Source organism: Kitasatospora sp. NPDC051984 (assembly GCF_044593455.1).
Taxonomy (GTDB): Bacteria; Actinomycetota; Actinomycetes; order Streptomycetales; family Streptomycetaceae; genus Kitasatospora.
This window is the reverse complement of record NZ_JBIUCB010000014.1, coordinates 93,536-114,006: the sequence shown is the minus strand read 5'-3', so window position 1 is coordinate 114,006 and position 20,471 is coordinate 93,536. Positions and strand designations below refer to the sequence as shown.

20 protein-coding genes are annotated in these 20,471 nt (G+C 74.1%); 16 read left to right on the top strand and 4 right to left on the bottom strand.

Going from position 1 to position 20,471, the window contains the following annotated elements:
- Positions 1 to 33: 33 nt before the first annotated feature.
- Positions 34 to 966, bottom strand: a complete 933-nt coding sequence (locus ACIHEI_RS25275) for a 3-oxoacyl-[acyl-carrier-protein] synthase III C-terminal domain-containing protein (protein WP_396608174.1) — start codon at positions 964 to 966, stop codon at positions 34 to 36.
- Positions 967 to 1,137: 171 nt separating this feature from the next.
- Here ACIHEI_RS25275 and ACIHEI_RS25270 point away from each other — a divergent pair, with 171 nt between their 5' ends.
- From ACIHEI_RS25270 to ACIHEI_RS25255, 4 genes are all read left to right on the top strand, one after another.
- Positions 1,138 to 1,383 carry a hypothetical protein gene (locus ACIHEI_RS25270; RefSeq protein ID WP_396608173.1) on the top strand — a complete coding sequence of 82 codons (246 nt, stop codon included), beginning with the start codon at positions 1,138 to 1,140 and terminating at the stop codon, positions 1,381 to 1,383.
- The gene (locus tag ACIHEI_RS25265) at positions 1,380 to 2,564 is read left to right on the top strand and encodes a glycosyltransferase (RefSeq protein ID WP_396608172.1); all 1,185 of its coding nucleotides are present in this window, start codon (positions 1,380 to 1,382) and stop codon (positions 2,562 to 2,564) included. Before ACIHEI_RS25270 ends, ACIHEI_RS25265 begins: the two co-directional genes overlap by 4 nt.
- Positions 2,565 to 2,652: 88 nt before the next feature.
- Positions 2,653 to 3,606 (top strand): ATP-binding cassette domain-containing protein, encoded by a 954-nt coding sequence (locus ACIHEI_RS25260; protein ID WP_396608171.1) that lies wholly within the window; start codon positions 2,653 to 2,655, stop codon positions 3,604 to 3,606.
- A gap of 24 nt (positions 3,607 to 3,630) precedes the next feature.
- Positions 3,631 to 4,395 carry an ABC transporter permease gene (locus tag ACIHEI_RS25255; protein WP_387633870.1) on the top strand — a complete coding sequence of 255 codons (765 nt, stop codon included), beginning with the start codon at positions 3,631 to 3,633 and terminating at the stop codon, positions 4,393 to 4,395.
- Between the two features lie 137 nt (positions 4,396 to 4,532).
- Here the strand turns inward: ACIHEI_RS25255 and ACIHEI_RS25250 are convergent, their stop codons facing one another.
- The 3 genes from ACIHEI_RS25250 to ACIHEI_RS25240 form a co-directional block, all read right to left on the bottom strand.
- Positions 4,533 to 5,846: a PLP-dependent aminotransferase family protein gene (locus ACIHEI_RS25250; protein ID WP_396608170.1), complete on the bottom strand. Its 1,314-nt coding sequence runs from the start codon at positions 5,844 to 5,846 to the stop codon at positions 4,533 to 4,535.
- Complete coding sequence (locus tag ACIHEI_RS25245) at positions 5,846 to 6,778, bottom strand: alpha/beta hydrolase (RefSeq protein WP_396608169.1); 933 nt, start codon at positions 6,776 to 6,778, stop codon at positions 5,846 to 5,848. Before ACIHEI_RS25245 ends, ACIHEI_RS25250 begins: the two co-directional genes overlap by 1 nt.
- 133 nt (positions 6,779 to 6,911) lie before the next feature.
- Positions 6,912 to 7,997, bottom strand: coding sequence for an alpha-hydroxy acid oxidase (locus tag ACIHEI_RS25240; protein WP_396608168.1), 1,086 nt, complete (start codon positions 7,995 to 7,997; stop codon positions 6,912 to 6,914).
- A gap of 172 nt (positions 7,998 to 8,169) precedes the next feature.
- Between ACIHEI_RS25240 and ACIHEI_RS25235 the strand changes: the two genes are divergently transcribed.
- From ACIHEI_RS25235 to ACIHEI_RS25180, 12 genes are all read left to right on the top strand, one after another.
- Entirely contained in the window at positions 8,170 to 9,672 is a 1,503-nt protein-coding gene (locus ACIHEI_RS25235; protein ID WP_396608167.1) for a class I adenylate-forming enzyme family protein, read from the top strand.
- Positions 9,673 to 9,728: 56 nt separating this feature from the next.
- Positions 9,729 to 10,016, top strand: coding sequence for an acyl carrier protein (locus ACIHEI_RS25230; RefSeq protein ID WP_396608166.1), 288 nt, complete (start codon positions 9,729 to 9,731; stop codon positions 10,014 to 10,016).
- On the top strand, positions 10,013 to 10,300 hold the full coding sequence (locus ACIHEI_RS25225; protein ID WP_396608165.1) for an acyl carrier protein: 288 nt from the start codon (positions 10,013 to 10,015) through the stop codon (positions 10,298 to 10,300). The genes ACIHEI_RS25230 and ACIHEI_RS25225 overlap by 4 nt, the downstream gene beginning before the upstream one ends.
- Entirely contained in the window at positions 10,297 to 11,397 is a 1,101-nt protein-coding gene (locus ACIHEI_RS25220) for a beta-ketoacyl synthase N-terminal-like domain-containing protein (RefSeq protein ID WP_396608164.1), read from the top strand. The genes ACIHEI_RS25225 and ACIHEI_RS25220 overlap by 4 nt, the downstream gene beginning before the upstream one ends.
- On the top strand, positions 11,394 to 12,023 hold the full coding sequence (locus ACIHEI_RS25215) for a hypothetical protein (protein WP_396608163.1): 630 nt from the start codon (positions 11,394 to 11,396) through the stop codon (positions 12,021 to 12,023). The genes ACIHEI_RS25220 and ACIHEI_RS25215 overlap by 4 nt, the downstream gene beginning before the upstream one ends.
- 102 nt (positions 12,024 to 12,125) lie before the next feature.
- Positions 12,126 to 13,814: an AMP-binding protein gene (locus ACIHEI_RS25210; protein WP_396608162.1), complete on the top strand. Its 1,689-nt coding sequence runs from the start codon at positions 12,126 to 12,128 to the stop codon at positions 13,812 to 13,814.
- Positions 13,811 to 15,073, top strand: a complete 1,263-nt coding sequence (locus ACIHEI_RS25205; RefSeq protein ID WP_396608161.1) for a beta-ketoacyl-[acyl-carrier-protein] synthase family protein — start codon at positions 13,811 to 13,813, stop codon at positions 15,071 to 15,073. The genes ACIHEI_RS25210 and ACIHEI_RS25205 overlap by 4 nt, the downstream gene beginning before the upstream one ends.
- A gap of 51 nt (positions 15,074 to 15,124) precedes the next feature.
- On the top strand, positions 15,125 to 16,117 hold the full coding sequence (locus ACIHEI_RS25200) for a VOC family protein (protein ID WP_396608160.1): 993 nt from the start codon (positions 15,125 to 15,127) through the stop codon (positions 16,115 to 16,117).
- 65 nt (positions 16,118 to 16,182) lie between these two features.
- The gene (locus ACIHEI_RS25195; RefSeq protein ID WP_396608159.1) at positions 16,183 to 17,097 is read left to right on the top strand and encodes a phytanoyl-CoA dioxygenase family protein; all 915 of its coding nucleotides are present in this window, start codon (positions 16,183 to 16,185) and stop codon (positions 17,095 to 17,097) included.
- Positions 17,094 to 18,206: a thiamine pyrophosphate-dependent dehydrogenase E1 component subunit alpha gene (locus tag ACIHEI_RS25190; RefSeq protein WP_396608158.1), complete on the top strand. Its 1,113-nt coding sequence runs from the start codon at positions 17,094 to 17,096 to the stop codon at positions 18,204 to 18,206. Before ACIHEI_RS25195 ends, ACIHEI_RS25190 begins: the two co-directional genes overlap by 4 nt.
- Positions 18,203 to 19,198 carry an alpha-ketoacid dehydrogenase subunit beta gene (locus ACIHEI_RS25185; RefSeq protein WP_392943893.1) on the top strand — a complete coding sequence of 332 codons (996 nt, stop codon included), beginning with the start codon at positions 18,203 to 18,205 and terminating at the stop codon, positions 19,196 to 19,198. The genes ACIHEI_RS25190 and ACIHEI_RS25185 overlap by 4 nt, the downstream gene beginning before the upstream one ends.
- A complete protein-coding gene (locus tag ACIHEI_RS25180) occupies positions 19,195 to 20,394 on the top strand; it encodes a type III PLP-dependent enzyme (protein ID WP_396608157.1) in 1,200 nt (399 codons plus the stop codon). The genes ACIHEI_RS25185 and ACIHEI_RS25180 overlap by 4 nt, the downstream gene beginning before the upstream one ends.
- Positions 20,395 to 20,471 lie beyond the last annotated feature (77 nt).

The following is a 20,471-nucleotide window of genomic DNA, read 5'->3' as shown; positions in this document are numbered from 1 at the left end:
GTCCGGTGGTGGGTGGCGAGGAACAAGGATGCGTCAGTGCCGCAGCACCATGGCCGCGAAGGTGGCGCCGATGCCGGCGGCGGCGATCAGGTAGTGGTCGCCGGGCCGGAGCGCTCCGCCGGTGGTGGCGGTGCGGAGGTTGATGAAGGCGTCGGCGGCGAAGCTGTGTCCGACCGTGAGCACGTTCTCCAGGACCACCTGCTCGACGGGGTAGCCGAGTTGGCGGCAGATCATCCGCCAGGAGGCCTGGTTGACGTTGTGCGGGAGCAGCAGCGCGATGTCGGAGAGGTCGAGGCCTGCCTGGTCGAGTGCGGCCTGCACGGTCTCGATCATGGTGGGCTGGTACTCCCGCTGATAGCGGACCAGCAGCTCCGGGTCCTCGGCGGGTCGGCCGTAGAACTCGGGGCGCTGGCGGACCGCGTAGGAGAGCACCCGGTTGCGGTCGCCGTCGGGGCCGACCAGGCAGGCCGTCGAGGCCTCGGCGAAGATCGTGGTGTCGGGGACGAGTTGGGCGTCCCGGGTGAAGGTCTTCTCCCCCGCCACCACCAGGGCCAGCGCCGTCGGGTCACCGTCGTCGGCCAGCAGTCGCCCGGCCAGGTCGACGGCCAGCAGCGAGGCGGCGCAGGCCTGTTGGGTGACGGTGAACGCGTCGGCGTGGGTGAGGCCGAAGCGTTCCTGGAGCTGGTGCAGGGGGTTGAGCGGGTAGGGCACGGCGACCGGTGTGTTGCGGGCGTGCAGCAGGTACCGGACGCGGTGTTCGTTGCCGCGCAGTTCGGGCAGCGCCCGGACGGCGGCGTCCAGCAGGTCGAGCAGCGTCCCGTCCGGGTCCAGGCGCACCTGGTCCAGGCCGTGGAAGCGGCGGAAGAGTCGGAGTTGACGTGGGGTAAGGCCGATCCGGGCGCCCACGTCCTCGATCGATTCGAGTCGTGGGGGGAGGTGGACGGCCACTGCCTCCAGTGCGGTCACGCCGGTTAGTATTCCCACGCTCTGCGGGTCGCACAAGCGATCACCGCCCTGGAGCCCCCTCCCTCACCCCCGTTGCCGTCGAGCCGGTGGAGCCTTCCGATGACTGATCCTCAACATTCATCCGTATACCCAGAAACCGTTTCCGGCCTGGCCTCCGGGCCGCCCGGCGCCTTGGATCCGGCGCTGCTGGCCGCGCTGGCCGAGGCCGCCGACGCTCTGCCCGAATGGGCAGAGTCGCTCGCCCCCGGGGACCGACTCGACGGTGATCTCGCCCTGGACGAGAGCGAGTTCGCCGCCCTGGACGCGCTGCTGCGGGAGCGTTTCGGCGCCGACCTGGGCGCGCTGCGGGCCGGCCTCGGCCTGGACGGCCTGAGCGCCCTGACCGTCGGCGACCTGGCGGAGCTGGTGCGCCGATGAGCCGCTTCCTGCTGGTGGTGCCCCCGCTGGCCGGGCACGTCAATCCGGCGGCCGGGATCGCGGACGAGCTGGTCGCGCGCGGCCACGAGGTGGCCTGGACCGGCACCGAGACGATGCTGCGGCCGCTGCTCGGCCCGGACGCCCGGATCTTCGGCACCGGCAACCGGATGTTCCGGGCGATGGGGGGCCACGGCCTGGCCTCGCTGCGTTCGCTGTGGGAGGGCTTCGTCGTCCCGTACGCCAGGTTCACCCTGAAGCCGTTGGACGCGGTGGTGCGGGAGTTCCGGCCGGACGCGCTGCTGGTGGACCAGCACACCCCGGCGGGCGCGCTGGTCGCGCACCGGCACGGGCTGCCGTGGGCGACGCTGGCGCCGGGGGCGATGGAGCTGGGCCGCCCGTACCGGCACCTGCCGCAGGTCGAGGCCTGGACGGCGGGCCTGCTGGCGGGGCTGTGGGAGCGGGCCCAGCTGCCCGCCGACGAGTTCACGGACCCACGCTTCTCGCCGCACCTGCTGCTGGCCACCACCGGCCGGGCGCTGCTCGGCGAGCTGCCGCCGCTGCCGCAACTCGCGCTGGTGGGACCGGTGCTGACCGCCCGTCCGGCGGATCCGGCGTTCCCGTGGGCGCAGCTGGAGCGGGCGCGGCTGGAGTGTGCACGGCTGGAGCCCGGCCGGCGCACCGTGCTGGTCACCATGGGGACGATGTCGGACGCGGTCGGCGCGGACTTCCTGCACCGCACCGTCGAGGCGCTGGCGCACCTCGGGGACGTCCGGGCGGTGATCGCCTCGCCCCGGGGGGCACTGCCGGCTGCCCTTCCGGACTCCGTCGTGGTGGTCGATCGGGCACCGATCCTGGAGCTGCTGTCCAGGGGCGGGTTGGACGCGGTGCTCTGCCATGGTGGGATGAACACCGTGGTCGAGTCGCTGGCGCACGGTGTCCCCGTGCTGGCGGCGCCGATCCGCAACGACCAGCCGTTCGTGGCGCAGCGGGTCGTGGAGGTCGGGGTCGGCCTCCGGGTCCCGTTCGCCCGGGTCAGTCCGCCGGTGATCGCCGAGCGGCTGCGGCGGGTGCTCGACGAGCCCTCCCACCGGACGGCCGCCGAGTCGATCGGTCGTCAACTGCTGTCCGGCGGTGGGGCGTTGACCGCCGCCGACCGGATGGAAGCGCTGGTCGCCCCCTGATATCGCCTCACGCCCGCCAACTCCTGCTTTCTGCACGGGGGTTGGCGGGAGCGAGCCCCCACACACCGTCCCAGCCCGGGAGTTCTGGTTGATCAAGACCAAGGGACTTCGCAAGTCCTATCCGTCCGGCAAGCACGGCCGCACCGTCGTCGACGCCGTCCGCGGCATCGATCTGGATGTCCGGGCGGGCGAGATCTTCGGCTTCCTCGGCCCGAACGGCGCCGGGAAGACCACCACGCTGCGCATGCTCGCCACGCTCATCCGCCCGGACGGCGGCGAAGCCCTGATCGCCGGCGCCGACCTGCTGGCCGACCCGGCCGGGGTCCGCCACCGGATCGGCTACGTCGCCCAGGGCGGCGGCACCGCCGACGCGGTCACCGGCCGCGAGGAACTGGTGATGCAGGCCCGGATGTACGGCAGTCGCAAGGCCGACGCGCTGCGGCAGGCCGAGGACGCCCTGAAGGCCTTCGACCTCACCGAGTTCGCCGACCGCCACTGCAGCACCTACTCCGGCGGCCAGCGCCGCCGGGTGGACATCGCCCTCGGCGTGATCCACTCCCCGAAGGTGCTGTTCCTGGACGAGCCGACGGTCGGCCTCGACCCGGCCAGCCGCGGCCAGGTGTGGGCCGAGATCAAGCGGCTGCGCACCGAGGGCATGACCGTGGTGGTGACCACCCACTACCTGGACGAGGCCGACGCGCTCTGCGACCGGGTCGCCATCGTCGACCACGGCCAGATCGTCGTCGAGGGCACGCCCGAGGCGCTCAAGCGCGAGATCTCCGGCGACGTCGTCCTGCTCGGCCTCGCCACCGGGGACGCCGAGCCCGCGGCCGAGGCCCTGCGCAAGCAGCCCTACCTGCACCGGCTGGAACCGGGCGAGGACGGCCTGCGGCTCTACCTGGACGACGGCGCGGCCGCGATCCCGCAGCTGCTGAGCGTCCTGAACGGGGCGGGCATCGTCCCAGGGACGGTGCAGCTCCAGCGGCCGAGCCTGGACGACGTCTTCCTGGCCCGCACCGGCCGCTCCATCGAACAGTCCTGACGAGAAATCCCTGGGGTCCCTTTCGTGAAGCTCGCCCGTGACACCTGGCTGGTCTTCCAGCGGCAAGCACTGCTGATGTGGCGCACACCGATCTGGATCGTGATCGGCATCACCCAGCCGGTCTTCTACCTGCTGCTGTTCGCCCCGCTGCTCAAGAAGGTCCTCGCGCCCATGGGCGCCACCAGCTACGCCGAGGCCTATCAGATCTACGTCCCCGGCCTGTTGGCGGTGCTCTGCATCTTCGGCGGCCTCTACACCGGCTTCAGCCTGCTCGGCGAACTGAAGGCCGGCATCATCGAACGCTCCCGGGTGACCCCCGTCAGCCGGCTCGCCCTGCTGCTGGGCCGGGCGCTGCGCGAAATGGTCGGACTGCTCGTCCAGGCCGTCATCATCACGCTGGTCGCGCTGCCGTTCGGCCTGCGGGTCGACCCGCTGAGCCTGCTGCTGGCCTACGTCCTGCTCGCCCTGCTGGCCCTGATGACCTCCGCCATCTCGTACGGCATCGCGCTGGCACTGCCCAACGACGCCGCGATGGCGCCGGTGGTGAACACCATCGCCCAGCCGATCGGCCTGCTCTCCGGCGTCCTGCTGCCGCTGGCCCTGGCACCGATGTGGCTGCAACGGGTCGCGGAGTGGAACCCCTTCTACTGGGCGGTGGAGGGCATGCGGGCGCTGTTCTCCGGGCACCCCGGCGACAGCGTGGTCTGGCAGGGGCTGCTGATCGTCGCGGTGCTGACCACCGCGGCGGTGTTCTACTCGGCCAGGCTGTTCTCGGCCCGGATCCGGTAGCCGCGAACGCACGGAAGGGGAAGGGCATCAGCTGGGTGGACTACCAGAAGTCCCGCCCGATCACACGGATCGGACGGGACTTCGTGAACCGCTCCTGAGCCGGCTCCAGCACAGTCGTTCTTCAGGGTTCGGCGTGTTCAGCTCGCGGCGGCCCGGATGAAGTCGGCCAACCGGGCCACTCCCTCCGCTGTCTGACGCTCGCTCAGGGCGCTGATCGACAGCCGCAGGCGGCGCTCGCCGCCGCCCGCCGGGTAGAACGGGGCCATCGGCGTCCAGAGCACGCCGTGTTCGCGGGCGCAGCGTTCCATTGCTGCTTCGTCGGCGGTGAACGGCACCTGGAGCACGGCGAAGAAGCCGCCCTCCGGTTCGTTCCAGGAGACGCCGAGCCGGGCCCGTTCGGCCGGCGGGAAGTGTCGCTCCAACTCCCGTAGCAGGGCTGCCAGGTTGGCTGCGTAGTGGGCGCGGGCGGGGGCGTTGGCTTCGCGCAGGCGGCAGTCGTGGTGGAGCAGCATGCCGCCGATGACGGCCTGGCTGAGCGCCGGGGTGTTGACCGTCGTCATGCTCTTCAGCTTGGCCAACTCGTCGGCGAGCAGGGTCGTCCGGCCGTCCGGGGCGAGTACCCGCTGGTCGGCGACGACGTAGCCGAGCCGGGCGCCGGGGAAGCAGGTCTTGGCGAAGGAGCCGAGGTAGATCACTTGGCGGCGCCGGTCCAGCGCCTTCAGGGTGGGGCGTTCGCCGGGCGCACCGGGCTCGCGGGTGAAGAAGCCGTACGGGTTGTCCTCGATCACCAGCAGCCCTTCCTCGGCCGCTGTCTCCAGCAGCCCGGCCCGCGCCGCGACCGGCATGCTGGTGCCGGACGGGTTGGCGAAGTCCGGGACGACGTAGAGCGCGCGCGGGCGGCGGCCGGAGGCGCGGACGGCGCGAGCTGCCTCGCGCACGGCCTGCGGGTCGGGGCCGCCGTCGGGGCCCTCCGGGACGGGGACGGTCGTCAGGTCGAGCAGCCGGGCGGCGCCGGTGACGCCGACGTAGCAGGGCGAGCTGACCAGCAGGACGTCGTCCGGCGTGGCGCACAGCGCGCGCAGCACCAGCAGCATGCCCTCCTGGGCGCCGACCGTCAGCACCAGCGACTCGGGGGCGACGTGCAGCCCCTCGTCGTTGGCGAGGGTGCGGGCGACCAGGTCGGCGATGATGCCCTTGGTCGGCCCGTACTGGAACAGCGCGGTGCGCACGGCGCTGCCACTCAGACCGCGTTCGGCGAGGTGGGCGAGGTAGCTGCCCAAATAGGTGTGGACGTCCTCGGGCTCGAAGAAGCCCTCGTGCGGGCGGCCGGGGGCGAAGGAGAGCGCGTCCGGGTAGCGCTCGGTGACCTCGTTGAGGAAGGTCATCGCGTCCAGCAGCGGGTCGGCGAGGCTGGCGTGCAGCTCGCCCAGCGGGAGCGTGGTGGTTGTCATCATCGGAGGGCCTCGCGGAGTCGGTCGGCGGCGTAGTGCTGGGCGTCACTGCCGTCGTCCAGGACGCCGGCCATCGCGAAGAAGCCGTGCGGCATGCCTTCGTAGCGGCGCAGTTCGACGGGGACGCCGGCGGCGCGCAGGGCCTCGGCGTACGCCTCGCCCTCGTCGCGCAGCGGGTCGTACTCGGCGGTGATCACGGTCGCGGGCGGCAGGCCGGCCAGCGAGGGGGCGCGCAGCGGGGAGGCCAGCGGGTTCGCGCCGTCGGCCGGGTCGGCGAGGTAATGGCCCCAGTACCAGGCGACCGAGCGGCGGTTGAACAGCAGCGGGTCGTCGTGCTCGCGGACGGACGGGGTGTCCGCGGCGTGGTCGGTGTTGGGGTAGACCAGCAGCTGGTGCCTGATCGCCGGGCCGCCGCGCTCATGGGCGGCCAGCGTGAGCGCGGCGGCCAGGTTGCCGCCGGCGCTGTCGCCGGCGACCGCGATCCGCTCGGCGTCGGCGCCCAGTTCGGCGGCGTGCGCGGCGATCCACTCGGCGGCGGCGATCACGTCGTGCACGGCGGCCGGGAAGGGGTGCTCGGGGGCGAGCCGGTAGCCGACCGAGACGGTGACGCAGCCGACGGCGTTGGTGAGGCGGCGGCAGATCGCGTCACTGGTGTCCGGCGACCCGAGGGTCCATCCGCCGCCGAACAGGTAGAGCAGGACGGGAAGTTGAGCGTCGACCTCGGGGCGATAGACCCGTAGCGGCAGCGGGCCGCCGGGGCCGTCGACGGTCAACTCCTCGACCGAGCCGACCGGTTCCGGATTCCCGGCGGCGGCCCGGATGTCGGCGAGATCCGCGGCGCGAGCCTCGGCGAGAGTACGGGTGTACAGCGGCGGCGTACCGGCGGCGGCGCGCTGCGCGCGCATGGCCTCGGCCTGGGGGTGCAGTGGCAAGGGACGTTCCTGGGGGTCGGTACGGATTGGGGTACGAAAACAGGGGCGCAAATGCCAGTGGTCGCGACCTTACGGACGGGCTCTGCGCTTGTCGCGCAGTTCCCCACGCCCCGGTCTTCGCGCCTGCCTGCGTTCAGCGGGCTTCGGGAACGACCGCAGTGCGGTCGAGCTCGGCCAGCCGAGGGCGGCCCAACAGGGCGAGGGTGTCGTCGAGTTCGGCCTTGAGGAGGTCGAGGACCTGCCCGGCGCCCCGCTCGCCGTCGACGGCGAGGCCCCAGAGGAGCGGTCGGCCGATCAGGACGGCGCGGGCGCCGAGGGCGACCGCGAGGGCAATATCCGTGCCCGTCCGGACACCGCCGTCCAGGAGGACGGGCAGGTTCGGCGGTACGGCGGCGGCCACTTCGGGCAGTGCGGCGAGGGACGGGAGGGCACCGTCGAGCTGGCGGCCGCCGTGGTTGGAGACCAGGACGGCGTCGACGCCGTGCTCGGTGGCGAGCCGGGCGTCCTCGGCGGTGAGGATCCCCTTGAGGACGATCGGCAGGCGGGTGCGTTCGCGCAGCCAGGCGAGGTCGGCCCAGGTCAGGGTGGGGTCGAACTGCTCCTTGGCGTGGTCGGCGATGCCCGAACTGCCGTGCCCTGCACGGTGGCTGGCGGCCATCACGGCCTGGTCGAGGTTGACGGCGCGGACGTGCGCGGGGATCGCGAAGCCGTTGCGGGCGTCGCGCAGGCGGCGGCCGATCCGGGGGGCGTCGACGGTCAGCATCAGGGCGCGGTAGCCGGCGGCTTCGGCGCGTTCGACCAGGGCGGCCAGCGCGTCGCGGCGGCGCAGCCAGTACAGCTGGAGCCAGAGCGGGCCGGTGGCGGCCTCGGCGATGGATTCCAGGGTCCGGCTGGCGAATATCCCGGCGACCATGAGGGCGCCCGCGCGGCCCGCGGCGCGGGCGGTGGCGACCTCGCCTTCGGGGTGGAACAGCTGGTGGTAGGCCATCGGGGCGATGCCGATCGGGGTCTCCAGTCGGCTGCCGAGCAGGGTGAGGCCCTGGTCGGTGACGGAGACGTCGACCATGGTGCGGGGGCGCAGCCGGCACTGTTCGAACCGGGCCCGGTTGGCGGCGAGGGTGCGTTCGGCGCCGCTGCCGCCCTGCACGAAGTCCCAGATCTCGTCGGGGAGTCGGTCGCGGGCCGCGCGTTCGAAGTCCGCCAGTTCCAGTGCGTCCAAGGGTCTGCCTTTCCGGGCAGGCCTCGGTCGGGCCCGCTCCGGCCCGGCAGCGTAGGAGGCCATGCCCCCGCTGGTCTAGACCTTGCCCGGCTCGGACGCCTGTGTAATCGTCGGAAAGCCGAACCGACCCCGTGAGTCGTGAACGGCGTCCTTCCAACCTCCCCTTCGTGGAGTGGCGTTGACCGGATATCCCGCTCTCCCCGCCCAGCCGTACGAGGCCGCCGAGGCCCCGCACGACTGGGTGGACCGTTACCTGCTGGCCGGCCCCGCCGACCAGGAGTGCCTGCGCTTCGGCGCCCCCGTGGACCGGGCCGCGCTGCGCGCCCTGGTCGCCGGGCAGGCCGCCCGGCTCACTGCCGCCGGTCTGCACCGCGGCGGCACGGCCGCGCTGCGGCTGGCGCCCTCGCTCGGCTACGTCGCCGCGCTGCTCGCCTGCTGGCAACTGGGCGCCCAGGCCGTCCTGTTGGACCACCGGCTCACCGATCACGAGGTCGCGCTCGCCGTCGAACGGCTGGCGCCCGAGGTGCTGGTCGAGTCGGCGCACGGCCCGGCGGCGGCGATGCGCGGCTTCGCCGAGACCGACCCGGTGCCGGTGGCGCTGCCGAACGGCCGCCCGGCCGCGACCGGCCACGCCCTGGTGCAGCTCAGCTCGGGCTCGACCGGCCCGGCCAAGGTGATCGCCCGCACGGCCGCCGACCTGCTGCGCGAACTCGACTGCTACGCACGGCTGGAGGCGTTCCCGAAGGCCGGCGAGCGGGTCGTCCTGCTCTCCTCGGTGGTGCACGTCCTCGGCCTGGTCGGCGGGCTGCTCAACAGCCTGCACGCCCGGGTGCCGCTGACCGTCCCCGAGCGGATGACCACCGCGGGCATCCTGGCCACCATCGCCGCGGACGACCGGCCCACCACCGTGATCGGCGTCCCGTTCCACGCCGAACTGCTGGCCGGGGCCACCAACCCGCCGCCGCTGCCGCAGCTGCGCCGGATGATCGTCGCCGGCGAACTGGTCCGCCCGGGCCTGCCCGCCGCCTTCACCGACCAGTACGGCGTGCCGCTGGGCACCATGTACGGGATGACCGAGCTCGGCGTCATCGCCACCGACCTCGACGGCACCCTGCACCCCGAGGCCGCGCCCGTCCGCGGCATGGACCTGCACGAGGACGGCGGCGAACTGCACATCGCGATGGCCGCCTCCCCGTATCCCGGCCTCACCGACGCCACCCGCTGGTCGGACGGCCGGCTGCACACCCGCGACGCCGGCCGGGTCGACCCGGCGACCGGCCGGATCACCGTGCTCGGCCGGCGCGACTCGCAGGTCTCGATCGGCGGCCTCAAGGTCGACCTCAACGAGGTCGAGCACACCCTGGCCGCCCTGCCGGAGGTCCGCGAGGCCGTGGTGGTCTTCGCGGACGGCGCCATCGAGGCCTACCTGGCCACCGAGACCGCCGCAGGCGCCGCAGGCGCCGCAGGCGCCGGAGCCGGCGACCGGGCCGACGCCGACCCGGCCGACGCCGACCCGGCCGACGCCGTCCGGGATGCGCTGACCCGCGAGTTGGCCGCCTTCAAGCGGCCCCGGCAGCTCACCTTCCTCCCGGCGCTGCCCCGCACCGCCACCGGCAAGCTCGTCCGCGACACCGCCGCGCTGCGCGCCGCCGCAGCCGCAGCCGCAGCACCCTGATCCACCGCACCGCACGCACCGAACCCCGACCCCGAATCAGCACGAGGAGCACCACCATGCAGGAGCGCATCCACGAGTTCGTCGTCGCGGCACTCGCCGGGATGAACTACGACGTCGACGGGATCACCGGCGACACCGACCTCGGCCCGGCCGGCCTCGACCTCGAGTCGCTGGCGCTGGCCGAGCTCTCGGTCCAGGTCGAGGACGAGTTCGGGGTCAAGTTCGAGGTGGAGGAGATGGAGACCACCGCGCTGATGACCCTCGACCAGTTCACCACCGACGTGGCCCGCCGGATCGCCGCCAACACCCCCGCCACCGCCGCCACCTCCGGTACCGCCGCGTGAGCACGACCGTGCTGCCGGACCGGGCCGAGGTCGTGGCGATGCTCGCGGCGTTCGGGCAGCGGGCCGCGGAGAGCGTGCCCGAGAACCTCGGCTCGCTCGAACTCACCTGGCTGACCGCCGAGTTCGAGCAGCGCTACGGCATCGAGCTGGACCTCTCGGACGAGCAGTTCGCCGCCGTCCGCACGGTGGACGACGCCGTCGCGGTGCTGCGCGAGGCCGTGCTCGCGGCCGCGCCCTCCCCCGGCACCGGCGCGTCCGACACCGGCGGGGTCGCCCGGTCATGAGCAGCAGCGCACCGCCGGCCGGACGGCCGGTGTTCACCGGCCTCGGGGTGCTCAGCGCCTTCGGCGCCGGGCTCGCCCCGCTGGCCGCCGCGACGGCGACGGGCGGGGCCGGGTTCGCCGAGGTGACCCGCTTCGACGTCGCCCGGCGCGGCACCCGGCGGGCGGCCCTGCTGGCCGACCCGCCGCCGCTCGCCGACGCGGTGCTCGGCGCCGTCGCCGATGCCTGCGAGCAGTCCGAACTCCCGGCCGGCGCACCGCTGTTGCTCGCCCTGCACAGTGACCTGCGCACCCGCGAGGTTGCCGCGGAGGTGTCGAAGGGCGCCGTCGCCCTCGGCCTGGCCGGGGTGACCCGGGTCTACACCGGCGCCTGCGTGGCCGCCGCCACCGCGGTGGCCGACGCGGCCGCCATGGTCGGCTCCGGCCGGCATCCCCGGGTGCTGGTCGCGGCCGGCCACCTGGTGGAGCCTGGCGTCTTCGCGGCCTTCGACGCGGGCCGGGCGCTGGCCCGCGACGGCGAACTGCGGCCGTTCAGCACCGGGCGCAGCGGCACCCTGCTCGGGGACGCTGCGGTGGCCGTGGTGATCGAAGCGGCGGACGCCGCCGCCGGGCGCGGCGCCCGTCCGCTGGCCCGGCTGGCCGGCTGGGGCCGCTCCGGGGACGCGCACCACGTGTGCCGACCGCGGCCGGACGGCGCGGGCGTGGCCCTGGCGGCCCGGTCCGCGCTGGCCCGGGCGGGCGTCGCCCCGTCCGAGGTGGGCTACGTCAACGCCAACGGCACCGGTTCGCCGATGTCCGACCTGGCGGAGGCGCGGGCGCTGCGCGAGGTGTTCGGCGACGTATTGGCCGGGTTGCCGGTCAGCTCCAGCAAGTCCGTCCACGGGCACGCCCTGGAGGCCTCCGCGCTGCTCGAACTCGCCGTCACCATCGGCGCGTTGAGCAGCGGGCGGCTGCCGGTAAACGCCGGCTGGCGGGGCCCGGACCCGGAGATCGGGCTGAACCTCGTGCTGGGCCCTGTGGACGCCCGTCCCCGCTACGCGCTGAGCCTCAACTCGGCGTTCGGCGGCGCCAACACCGCGCTCCTGGTGGCCGCCGCGTGAACCACCTGCGCACGCTCGCCACCGCGAGCTGGACCGACGGCGAGCCGCCGCCCCCGCTGCCCGGCTTCTCGGCCTCGACCTTCAACCCGCTGGTCGCGGCCGTCGCCGAACGCTGCCTGGCCGCGCACTACGGCGAGCCCGGCGAGCCGCGCCGTACGGGTCTGCTGCTCGCCAGCGCCGGGGGCGACCGCGCCACCGCGCTGGCCATCGACACCGGCGCGGCGGGGCACCGGATGCCGCCGCTGCTGTTCTTCCAGTCCAACCCGAACGCCGTCCTCGGGCACCTCGCCGCCCGCTGGGGCCTGACCGGCCCGGTCGTCGCGATCAGCCCCCCGGTGGCCGCCGCGCCCGGCGAAGTGCCGCCGGACGCACTGGAGTTGGCCGCCCTGCTGCTCGCGGACGGCGACGCCGAGCAGGTCCTGGTCATCGCCGCGGAGCAGACCGAGCACGCCGCCGAGCACACCGCCGAGCGGACCGAGCAGGCCGCCGAGCGGACCGAGCAGGCCGCCGGGGAGGCCGCGGGCACCGGCCACGCCACCGCCGTCCTGGTCACCGCCGTCACCACCGCCGTCCTGGTCACCACCGCCACCGCCACCACCGCCGTCACCGCCGTCACCGCCGCCTGAGCGCTTGTCCGCGCGCACCCGCTTTCCGACACCCTGTCCGTACGCGTCCCCGGACGCCGCACCGCACCCGCATGGTCAGCACCATGGGAGGGATCCATCACCGTGAGCATCCGCAGCATCCGCAGCCTCCTGGCGAACGACCCGGACGTCGGCGCCGGGAACGTGCTGACCAGCAGGATCGCCCTGGGCATCGGTCTCGACGACCCGCGGCTGACCTTCGACACCCCGGTGGACGGCCACGCCGCCCGCGAGGCCCTCACCCTGCGCGAGGCCGACCGCGCCGTCCGGGCCCGGGCGGCCGCGCTGCACGCCCTCGGGGTCGGCCGGCGGGACGTGGTGGTGGTGTACACGACCGCCGCCGCTGACCAGGTGCTGTCCTTCCTGGCGCTGGCCCGGCTCGGCGCGATCCCGGCGCTGCTCAACCCCGGGGTGGAGGGCGAGCGCGCGGCCCGCTACATCGCCCGTCTCGGCGCCGTCGGCATCCTCACCGACCCCGCGCACCGGGCCGAACTGGCCGGGTACGACCCGGCGGCCCCGGTGCTCGCCGACGCCGCCGACCTCGGCTCCGGAGACCCGGACGCGGCGCCCGCCCCGTACCGCCACCACCCGGACGACCCGATCGCGATCACCCACTCCTCCGGCACCACCGGGATGCCCAAGGCCGTGGTGCACTCGCACGCCAGCCTGTACGCGTCGATCCGGCACCGCGCCACGCTGCCCCGGCCGCAGGGCATCGACCGGGTGCTCAGCGCGCTGCCCGCCGCGCACGCCGCGACGCTGATCGCGCTCAACCTGGCGCTGAGCTTCGACTCCGAACTGCACCTGATCTCCCAGCAGACCGGCCCGGCCGTGCTGGAGGCGATCGAACGCTGGCAGCCGCAGAGCGTGTTCGGCTTCGCCACCAGCTGGGCCGACCTGGCCCGGCAGGACCTCTCCGCCCGTGACCTGTCCTCGGTCGGCCTGTGGTGGAACACCGGTGACTGCGCGCACGAGGCGCACATCCGCCGCCTGATCGCCCAGGGTTCGCGCGAGACCGTCACCCGCGAGGGCCGGGTCCGCCTGCCGGGCTCGGTGTTCGTCGACGGCCTGGGCTCGACGGAGATGGGCCACTCGCACTTCCACATCACCCACGCCCCCGGCACCGAGAAGTACGGCCGCTGTGTGGGCCGGCCGCACACCTTCGTCGACTGCGAGGTGGTCGGCCCGGACGGCGAGCCGCTCGGCCCCGGCGAGGTCGGCGAACTCGCCACCGCCTCCCCGACCCTGGCGCCCGGCTACTGGAACGACTCGGTCACCACCTACCGCACCCGGCTGCGCGGCCGCTTCCTCACCGGCGACCTGATGTACCGGGACGAGGAGGGCTACTACTACCACGTCGACCGGCTGGTCGACTCGGTCGACCTCGGCGGCGGCCGGCGGCTGTACACCGCGATGTCCGAGGAACGGGTGCTGGCCGACGTCCCCGGCGTGCTGGACTGCACGGTCGTCGCGGTGAAGGACGGCGACCGGGTGGTCACCGACGTGCTGCTGCTGCTCGCGGACGGCGCCGACCGGGCCGCCGACCGCACCGCGGAGGTGGTCGCCGCGCTGGACGAGCACACCGCCGCCACCGTCCGCGCGGTCCTGGTGGTCGACGACGCGGACATCCCGCTCGGCCCGACCGGCAAGGTCCGCAAGGTCCTGCTGCGCGAGCGCCACCTCACCGCAATGACCCCGGCGGCCGCCGTCCCGGCCGGCGCTCTCCCGGCCGGCGCCCGCTCGGCCGACGCCCGCGCGGCAGCCGCCCGATGACCCGCGTCGGACGGCCGGGCGCCGTCGTCACCGGCATGGGCATGGTCACCTCGCTGGGCCGCAAGCCCGGCGAGGTCTTCGAGGCGCTGACCTCCGGGTTCAGCGGCATCACCGCCGTACCGGAGGGCCACGTCGCGCACGGCTGGCTGCCCGCCGCCGGGATAGCCCCGCACATCGACGGCCGAGAGGTGCTGCCGCCGACCGAGACCCGCTGCGTCGACCGCTTCGCGCTGCTGGCGATGGCCGCCGCGGACGACGCGCTGGCCGACGCCGGGCTGGTCGTCGGCCGCGACGTCGACGCCCGCCGCACCGCCGTGGTGCTGGGCACCGGCGGCGGCGGCCTGGAGACCTACGAGCAGCAGGCGCAGCGCCGCCAGGAGCGCGGCCGGCCCGGCGTCAGCCCGTACATGCTGCCCGGGATGCTCTCCAACATGGCGACCGCCCGGATCGCGATCAAGCACGACATCCGGGGCTTCAGCACCGCGATCGTGACGGCCTGCGCGGCCGGCGCCCAGGCGGTGGCCGAGGGGCTGCGGCTGATCCGGGCCGGCGACGCGGACGTGGTGGTGTGCGGCGGGACGGACGCCTCGCTGCACCCGACGATCGTCTCCGCCTTCGCCAACGCCCGTGCGCTGGCTGCTGGTTGGGACGACCCGACGCAGGCGTCCCGGCCATTCGACGCCCGCCGCAACGGCTTCGTGCTGGGCGACGGCAGCGCCGTCCTGGTGCTGGAGAGCGCCGAACACGCCGCCGCCCGGGGCGCGGCCGGGTACGCCGAACTGATCGGCTGGGGCTCCAGCACCGACGCCCACCACCCGACCATGCCCCGCCCCGACGGCGCGGGCGCCGCCGACGCCATGCGCACCGCCCTCGCCAACGCCGGCCTGGCCCCGTCCGACATCGGCTACGTCAACGCGCACGGCACCGGCACCAAGCTCGGCGACATCGCCGAATCGGCCGCGCTGAACGCCGTGTTCGGCGAACACCGGCCCGCCGTCAGCTCCACCAAGGGCGCCACCGGCCACCTGCTGGGTGCGGCCGGGGCGGTGGAGGCCGCCGTCACCGCGCTGGCCGTGGCCCGCGGCCTGCTCCCGCCGACCCTCAACCTGGACGAGCCCGACCCGGCCTGCGACCTGGACCACGTCCGCGGCGCCGCCCGGTCGGTCCGGCTGCGGACCGCGCTCAGCAACTCCTTCGCGTTCGGCGGCCACAACACCAGCCTGATCTTCGGGCCGACGCCCACCGGAACCGTCAAATAGCCCGCTGCGGCCTGCCATCTTCTTTCTCAACTCCGCTTGCAGGGAGTCCAGTTGTCGATCCAGACGATCACCCATGTCGAGTACCACTGCGCCGACGTCGCGCAGACCGCCGCCGAGCTCCAGGCCGGCTTCGGCTTCCGGCGCGACGCCGAGCAGCCGGTGTGGCAGCCCGGCGTGCGGGCCGTCCACCTGATCCAGGGCGGCATCCGGCTGCGGCTGCTCTCCAGCGAGCTCACCGACCACCCGGTGGCCCGCTGGGTCGAGCGGCACGGCGAGGGCGTCGCCGTGCTGGCGCTCGGCTGCGCCGACCCGGCGGCGGCGCTGGAGCGGGCCGAGCGGCACGGCGCCGAGGTGCTGGACCGCGCGGGTGCGCTGATCGCCGGCTTCGGCGACACCGCGCTGCGCTTCGTCCCGCTGCCGGACGGCGCCCCGGAGACCGTTGGCGGCGATCTGTTGGACGCCCTCGACCACGTCGCGATCTGCGTGCCCGCCGGGCGGCTCGCCGAGTCCGTGCGGTTCTGCGAGGCCGCGCTCGGCATGCGCCTGATCTTCGGCGAGTACATCGAGGTCGGCGAGCAGGCGATGGACTCCAGCGTGGTGCAGAGCCCCTCCGGGGACGTCACCTTCACCCTGATCGAGCCGGACACCGGCCGCCGGGCCGGACAGATCGACACCTTCCTCGCCGATCACGACGGCGCGGGCGTCCAGCACCTGGCGCTGCGCACCGACGACATCGCCACCGCCGTCCGCGCGGCCCGCTCGCACGGCGTCGAGTTCCTGACCACCCCCGGCGCCTACTACGACGGCCTGGCCGAACGGCTCGGCGACACCGCGATCCCGGTCGGGACGCTGCGCGAACTGGACGTGCTGGTCGACCAGGACCACGGCGGCCAGCTGTTCCAGATCTTCGCCCGCTCCACCCACCCCCGGCGGACCTTCTTCCTGGAGCTGATCGAGCGCCAGGGCGCGGGCACCTTCGGCACCGCCAACATCAAGGCCCTGTACGAGGCGGTCGAGCGCCAGCGCGCCGCCGCCTCCGTCTGACGCCCGACGCCTGCCCCACCCACCCCGCACGCACCCCGCACCCGTCCTCCGAGGAGGAGCACCCCGTGACCGCCGCACCCGAGTTCGTCCTGACCCCGGCCGAGACCGCCCTGCTGCCCACGCCCGAGGAGGTGGCCGGCTACCGCGAGCACGGCTGGTACCTCTCCGGGAAGCTGCTCACCGACCAGGAGATCGACACCCTCCAGGCCGCCACCGACGACTACTACGAAGGCCGGCGCGACCGCACCCTCGCCGTCCGCCCGCCGCGGCTGGCCGCCTGGGAGCCCGCGCACGGGCCGGTCCAGCGGCACAACGACTACGTGCACTACGAGAGCGACGCGATCGCCGCGATCCTGCGCAAGCCACTGGTCGGTGCCGTCGCCGCGGTGCTCGCCGGGGCCGAGGAGATCCGGATCTTCCAGTCGACCCTGATCTTCAAGCCGCCGGTGCCGGAGGAGCCCTCCAACCAGGTGCCGTGGCACTTCGACAAGCACTACTGGCACACCTCGACCTCGGACGACATGCTGACCGCCTTCATCCCGTTCCACGACTGCGGGGTGGAGAACGGCACCATCACCATGGTCGACGGCAGCAACCGCTGGGAGGAGCTGCCCTCCGAGGAGGACGCCACCCGGCACTTCGCCCAGCGCGACCGCTCCGAGCTGGAGTCGATCCTGGCCGCCAACGCCGCTCACAACGGCGCCGAGGTGCGCAAGGTCCCGGTGGTGATCCCGCGCGGGCACATCAGCTTCCACCACTGCCGCACCTATCACGGCAGCGGCGCCAACCTGGCCGACTTCCCGCGCCGGGCGATCTCGCTGCACCTGCAGGACGGTGCCAACGAGTACCGCCACGCCACCCGCCCGGACGGCTCCCCCGCCGCGTACAACCACGACGTGCTGGTCCGCCGCACCGCCGACGGCCGCCCCGACTACGCCGACCCGGCGATCTGCCCGGTCATCTGGCGGGGACCCCGGTGACGGACCTGCCCACGCCGAACCTGCCCACGCCGAACCTGCCCGGCTCCCGCGACCACGACCACGACCGCCCCCGCGACCGCGACCACGACCACGACCGCCCCCGCGACCACGACCACGACCACGACCACGACCCGGTCGACCTCGACTCCCCCGCGGGGCGCTACCGGATGCTGCGGCTGATCCGCAGCTTCGAGGAGCTCGCGCTCGGCCTGGTGAAGTCCGGGGAGATCACCGGCGGCATCCACCCGTACATCGGGCAGGAGGCGGTGGCGGTCGGCGTCTGCGCAGCGCTGCGCCCGCAGGACCGGATCACCTCCACCCACCGGGGCCACGGCCATGTGCTCGCCAAGGGCGCGGCCCCGGACCGGCTGCTGGCCGAACTGCTGGGCCGCACCGGCGGGTTGAACCGGGGACGGGGCGGCTCGATGCACGCCGCGGACTTCTCGCTCGGCATCCTGGGCGCCAACGGCATGGTCGGCGCCGGCGGTGCGATCGCGGTCGGCGCCGCTTGGTCGGCCCGGCAGGCCGGCGAGGACCGGGTCGCCGTCGCGTTCTTCGGCGACGGCGCGCTCAACCAGGGCGTCCTGCTGGAGTCCCTCAACCTGGCCGCGATGTGGCGGCTGCCGGTGCTGTTCGTCTGCGAGAACAACGGCTACGCCACCACGCTGCCGGCCGCCACCGCGGTGGCCGGCAGCGCCACCGGCCGGGCCGCCGCCTTCGGGATCCCCGCCGTCGAGGTGGACGGGATGGACACCGAGGCCGTCCGCACGGCGGCCGCGGAAGCCGTCGCGCGGGCCGCGGCCGGCGGCGGACCCGGCTTCCTCGAGTGCCGCACCTACCGCTTCGAGGGGCACCACACCATGGAACGGCTGATGAAACTGCGCTACCGCACCCCGGAGGAGGTCGCCGGCTGGCGCGGCCTCGACCCGCTGCCGCGCGCCGCCGCGCTCCTGCCGCCCGGCCTGGCCGAGCGGCTGGACGCCTCGGTGGCCGAACAGCTGGCCGCCGCCCGGCAGTTCGCGCTCGGATCCGAACTCCCGTCCCCCGATGGCGCGTTGGAGTACCTCTACGCGGACGGGCTGCGTCCGAGGGCGGGGTCCGGGGCATGAGGCTCTCCTACACCAAGGCGCTCAACCGGGCGCTCATCGACGCGCTCGCCGAGGACCCGGCGGTCTGCGTGTTCGGCGAGGACATCGGCGCCGGCATGGCCGGCCCCACCCTCAACCTGCTCGACCGCTTCGGCCCCGGCCGGATCGTCGACACCCCGCTCTCCGAGCAGGCGTTCACCTCGATGGCGATCGGCGCCGCGCTGACCGGGCGGCGGCCGGTGATCGAGTTCCAGATCCCCTCGCTGCTGTTCCTGGTCTTCGAGCAACTCGTCAACCAGGCCCACAAGTTCTCGCTGATGACCGGCGGCCAGACCGGCGTCCCGCTGACCTGCCTGGTGCCGGGCTCCGGCTCCCGGGACGGCTGGGCCGGGCAGCACTCCGACCACCCGTACAGCCTGTTCGCGCACGCCGGGATGAAGACCGTCGTCCCGGCCACGCCCACCGACGCCTACGGGCTGCTCCGCTCGGCGATCGCCGACCCGGACCCGGTGGTCGTCTTCGCCCCCGCCGGCGCCCTGCCGGTGCGCGAGACCGTGACCTGGGAGCTCGCGCCGATCCCGCTCGGCTCGGCCCGGATCCACCGCGAGGGCACCGACGTCACCGTGGTCGCCGTCGGCCACCTGGTGCACGACGCGCTGGCCGTCGCCGAGGAGCTCGCCCCCGAGGTCTCCGTCGAGGTGTTCGACCCGCGCACCCTGTACCCCTTCGACTGGACGGCGCTGGCCGCCTCACTGGAACGCACCGGCCGGCTGGTCGTCATCGACGACTCCAACCGCAGCTGCGGCATCGGCGGCGAGATCATCGCCACCGCCGCCGAGGAGATGCGCCTGATCGCCCCGCCCCGGCGGATCACCCGCCCGGACGGCACCGTCCTGCCGTTCGCCCCCGCACTGGACCGCGCCCTGCAGCCGAACCGCGACCAGCTGCGCGACGCCGTCCGCGCGGTGACGAAGCAGCAACGACCCTCGTGCGGCAAGGACCGGGGACAGTGAACCTGACCGCCGAACTCACCTCCCTCAGCCCGGCGTTGCGCTCCGCCCTGGCGGCGTCCGGCGACGACCGGATCTTCTACGACCTGGGCGGCATCACCCGTCGCTACACCGCGCTGCGGGACGAACTCCCGGGCGTCGCCGTCCGGTTCGCCATGAAGGCCTGCCCGGTGGACGAGGTGCTGACCGAACTCGCCGCGCTCGGTGCCGGTTTCGACGCCGCCGGCCCGAACGAGATCGCCCAGGCCCTGCGCACCGGCGTCCCCGCCGAGCGGGTGCACTACGGCAACACCATCAAGTCCGACCGGGGCATCGCCGAGGCCCACCGCCTGGGCATCCGGGACTTCGCCACCGACAGCCTCGCGGACGTCGCCGCGATCGCCCAACACGCCCCCGGCGCCCGGGTGTTCTGCCGGCTCGCCACCAGTGGCACGGGCGCGCTCTGGGGCCTGAGCCGCAAGTTCGGCTGCTCGGCGGCCGACGCCGTCCGCGTGATGACCGCGGCCCGCGCCGCCGGACTGACTCCCGCCGGACTCTCGGTGCACGTCGGCTCGCAGCAACTGACCGCCGAGGCCTGGACGGCGGCCTTCGACCTGCTCGCCGACGTCATGGTGGAACTCGAACGGGACGGCATCCGCCTCGACCACGTCAACCTCGGCGGCGGCCTGCCCGCCCTCGGCTACGCCGACCGCTACGGCGCCGCCCTCGAACCCCCGCTCGACGAGATCTTCCACACCGTCCGCCACGGCCTCGACCGGCTGCGCCGACTGCACGGCGGCGGCCTGCGGTTCGTCCTGGAGCCCGGCCGCCACCTGGTCGCCGACCAGGGCGCGATCCGCACCCACGTCTACCGCCTCACCGACCGCCAACAGCCGGACGGCGAGCGGGAACACTGGCTCTACCTGGCCTGCGGAAAGTTCAACGGCCTGTACGAGACGGACCAGGTCCAGTACCGCCTGGTCTTCCCGACCCACCCCGACGAAGACCGCGTCCCCGCCATCATCGCTGGCCCCACCTGCGACAGCGACGACACCTTCCCCCACGGCCACACCACCGGCCGCGTCCCCGTCCCCCGCACGGCAGCCTCCGGCGACCCGGTCTGGATCCTCTCCAGCGGCGCCTACGCAGTCAGCTACCTCACCCAGGGCTTCAACGGCTTCGACCCCCTGCCGTACACGGTCCTCCCGCCCGACGCCTGACGTCGAACCGAGGCGCCCCCGACGCGAGCGAGCCCGGCCACTTGTGCGAATGGCCGGGCCCGGGGTGTCGAAAATGT

Coding starts and splice junctions, on each gene's coding strand:
- ACIHEI_RS25205 (WP_396608161.1), top strand. CDS start 13,811: ATGACCCGCGTCGGACGGCCGGGCGCCGTCGTCACCGGCATGGGCATG.
- ACIHEI_RS25220 (WP_396608164.1), top strand. CDS start 10,297: ATGAGCAGCAGCGCACCGCCGGCCGGACGGCCGGTGTTCACCGGCCTC.
- ACIHEI_RS25265 (WP_396608172.1), top strand. CDS start 1,380: ATGAGCCGCTTCCTGCTGGTGGTGCCCCCGCTGGCCGGGCACGTCAAT.
- ACIHEI_RS25230 (WP_396608166.1), top strand. CDS start 9,729: ATGCAGGAGCGCATCCACGAGTTCGTCGTCGCGGCACTCGCCGGGATG.
- ACIHEI_RS25185 (WP_392943893.1), top strand. CDS start 18,203: ATGAGGCTCTCCTACACCAAGGCGCTCAACCGGGCGCTCATCGACGCG.
- ACIHEI_RS25250 (WP_396608170.1), bottom strand. CDS start 5,846: ATGACAACCACCACGCTCCCGCTGGGCGAGCTGCACGCCAGCCTCGCC.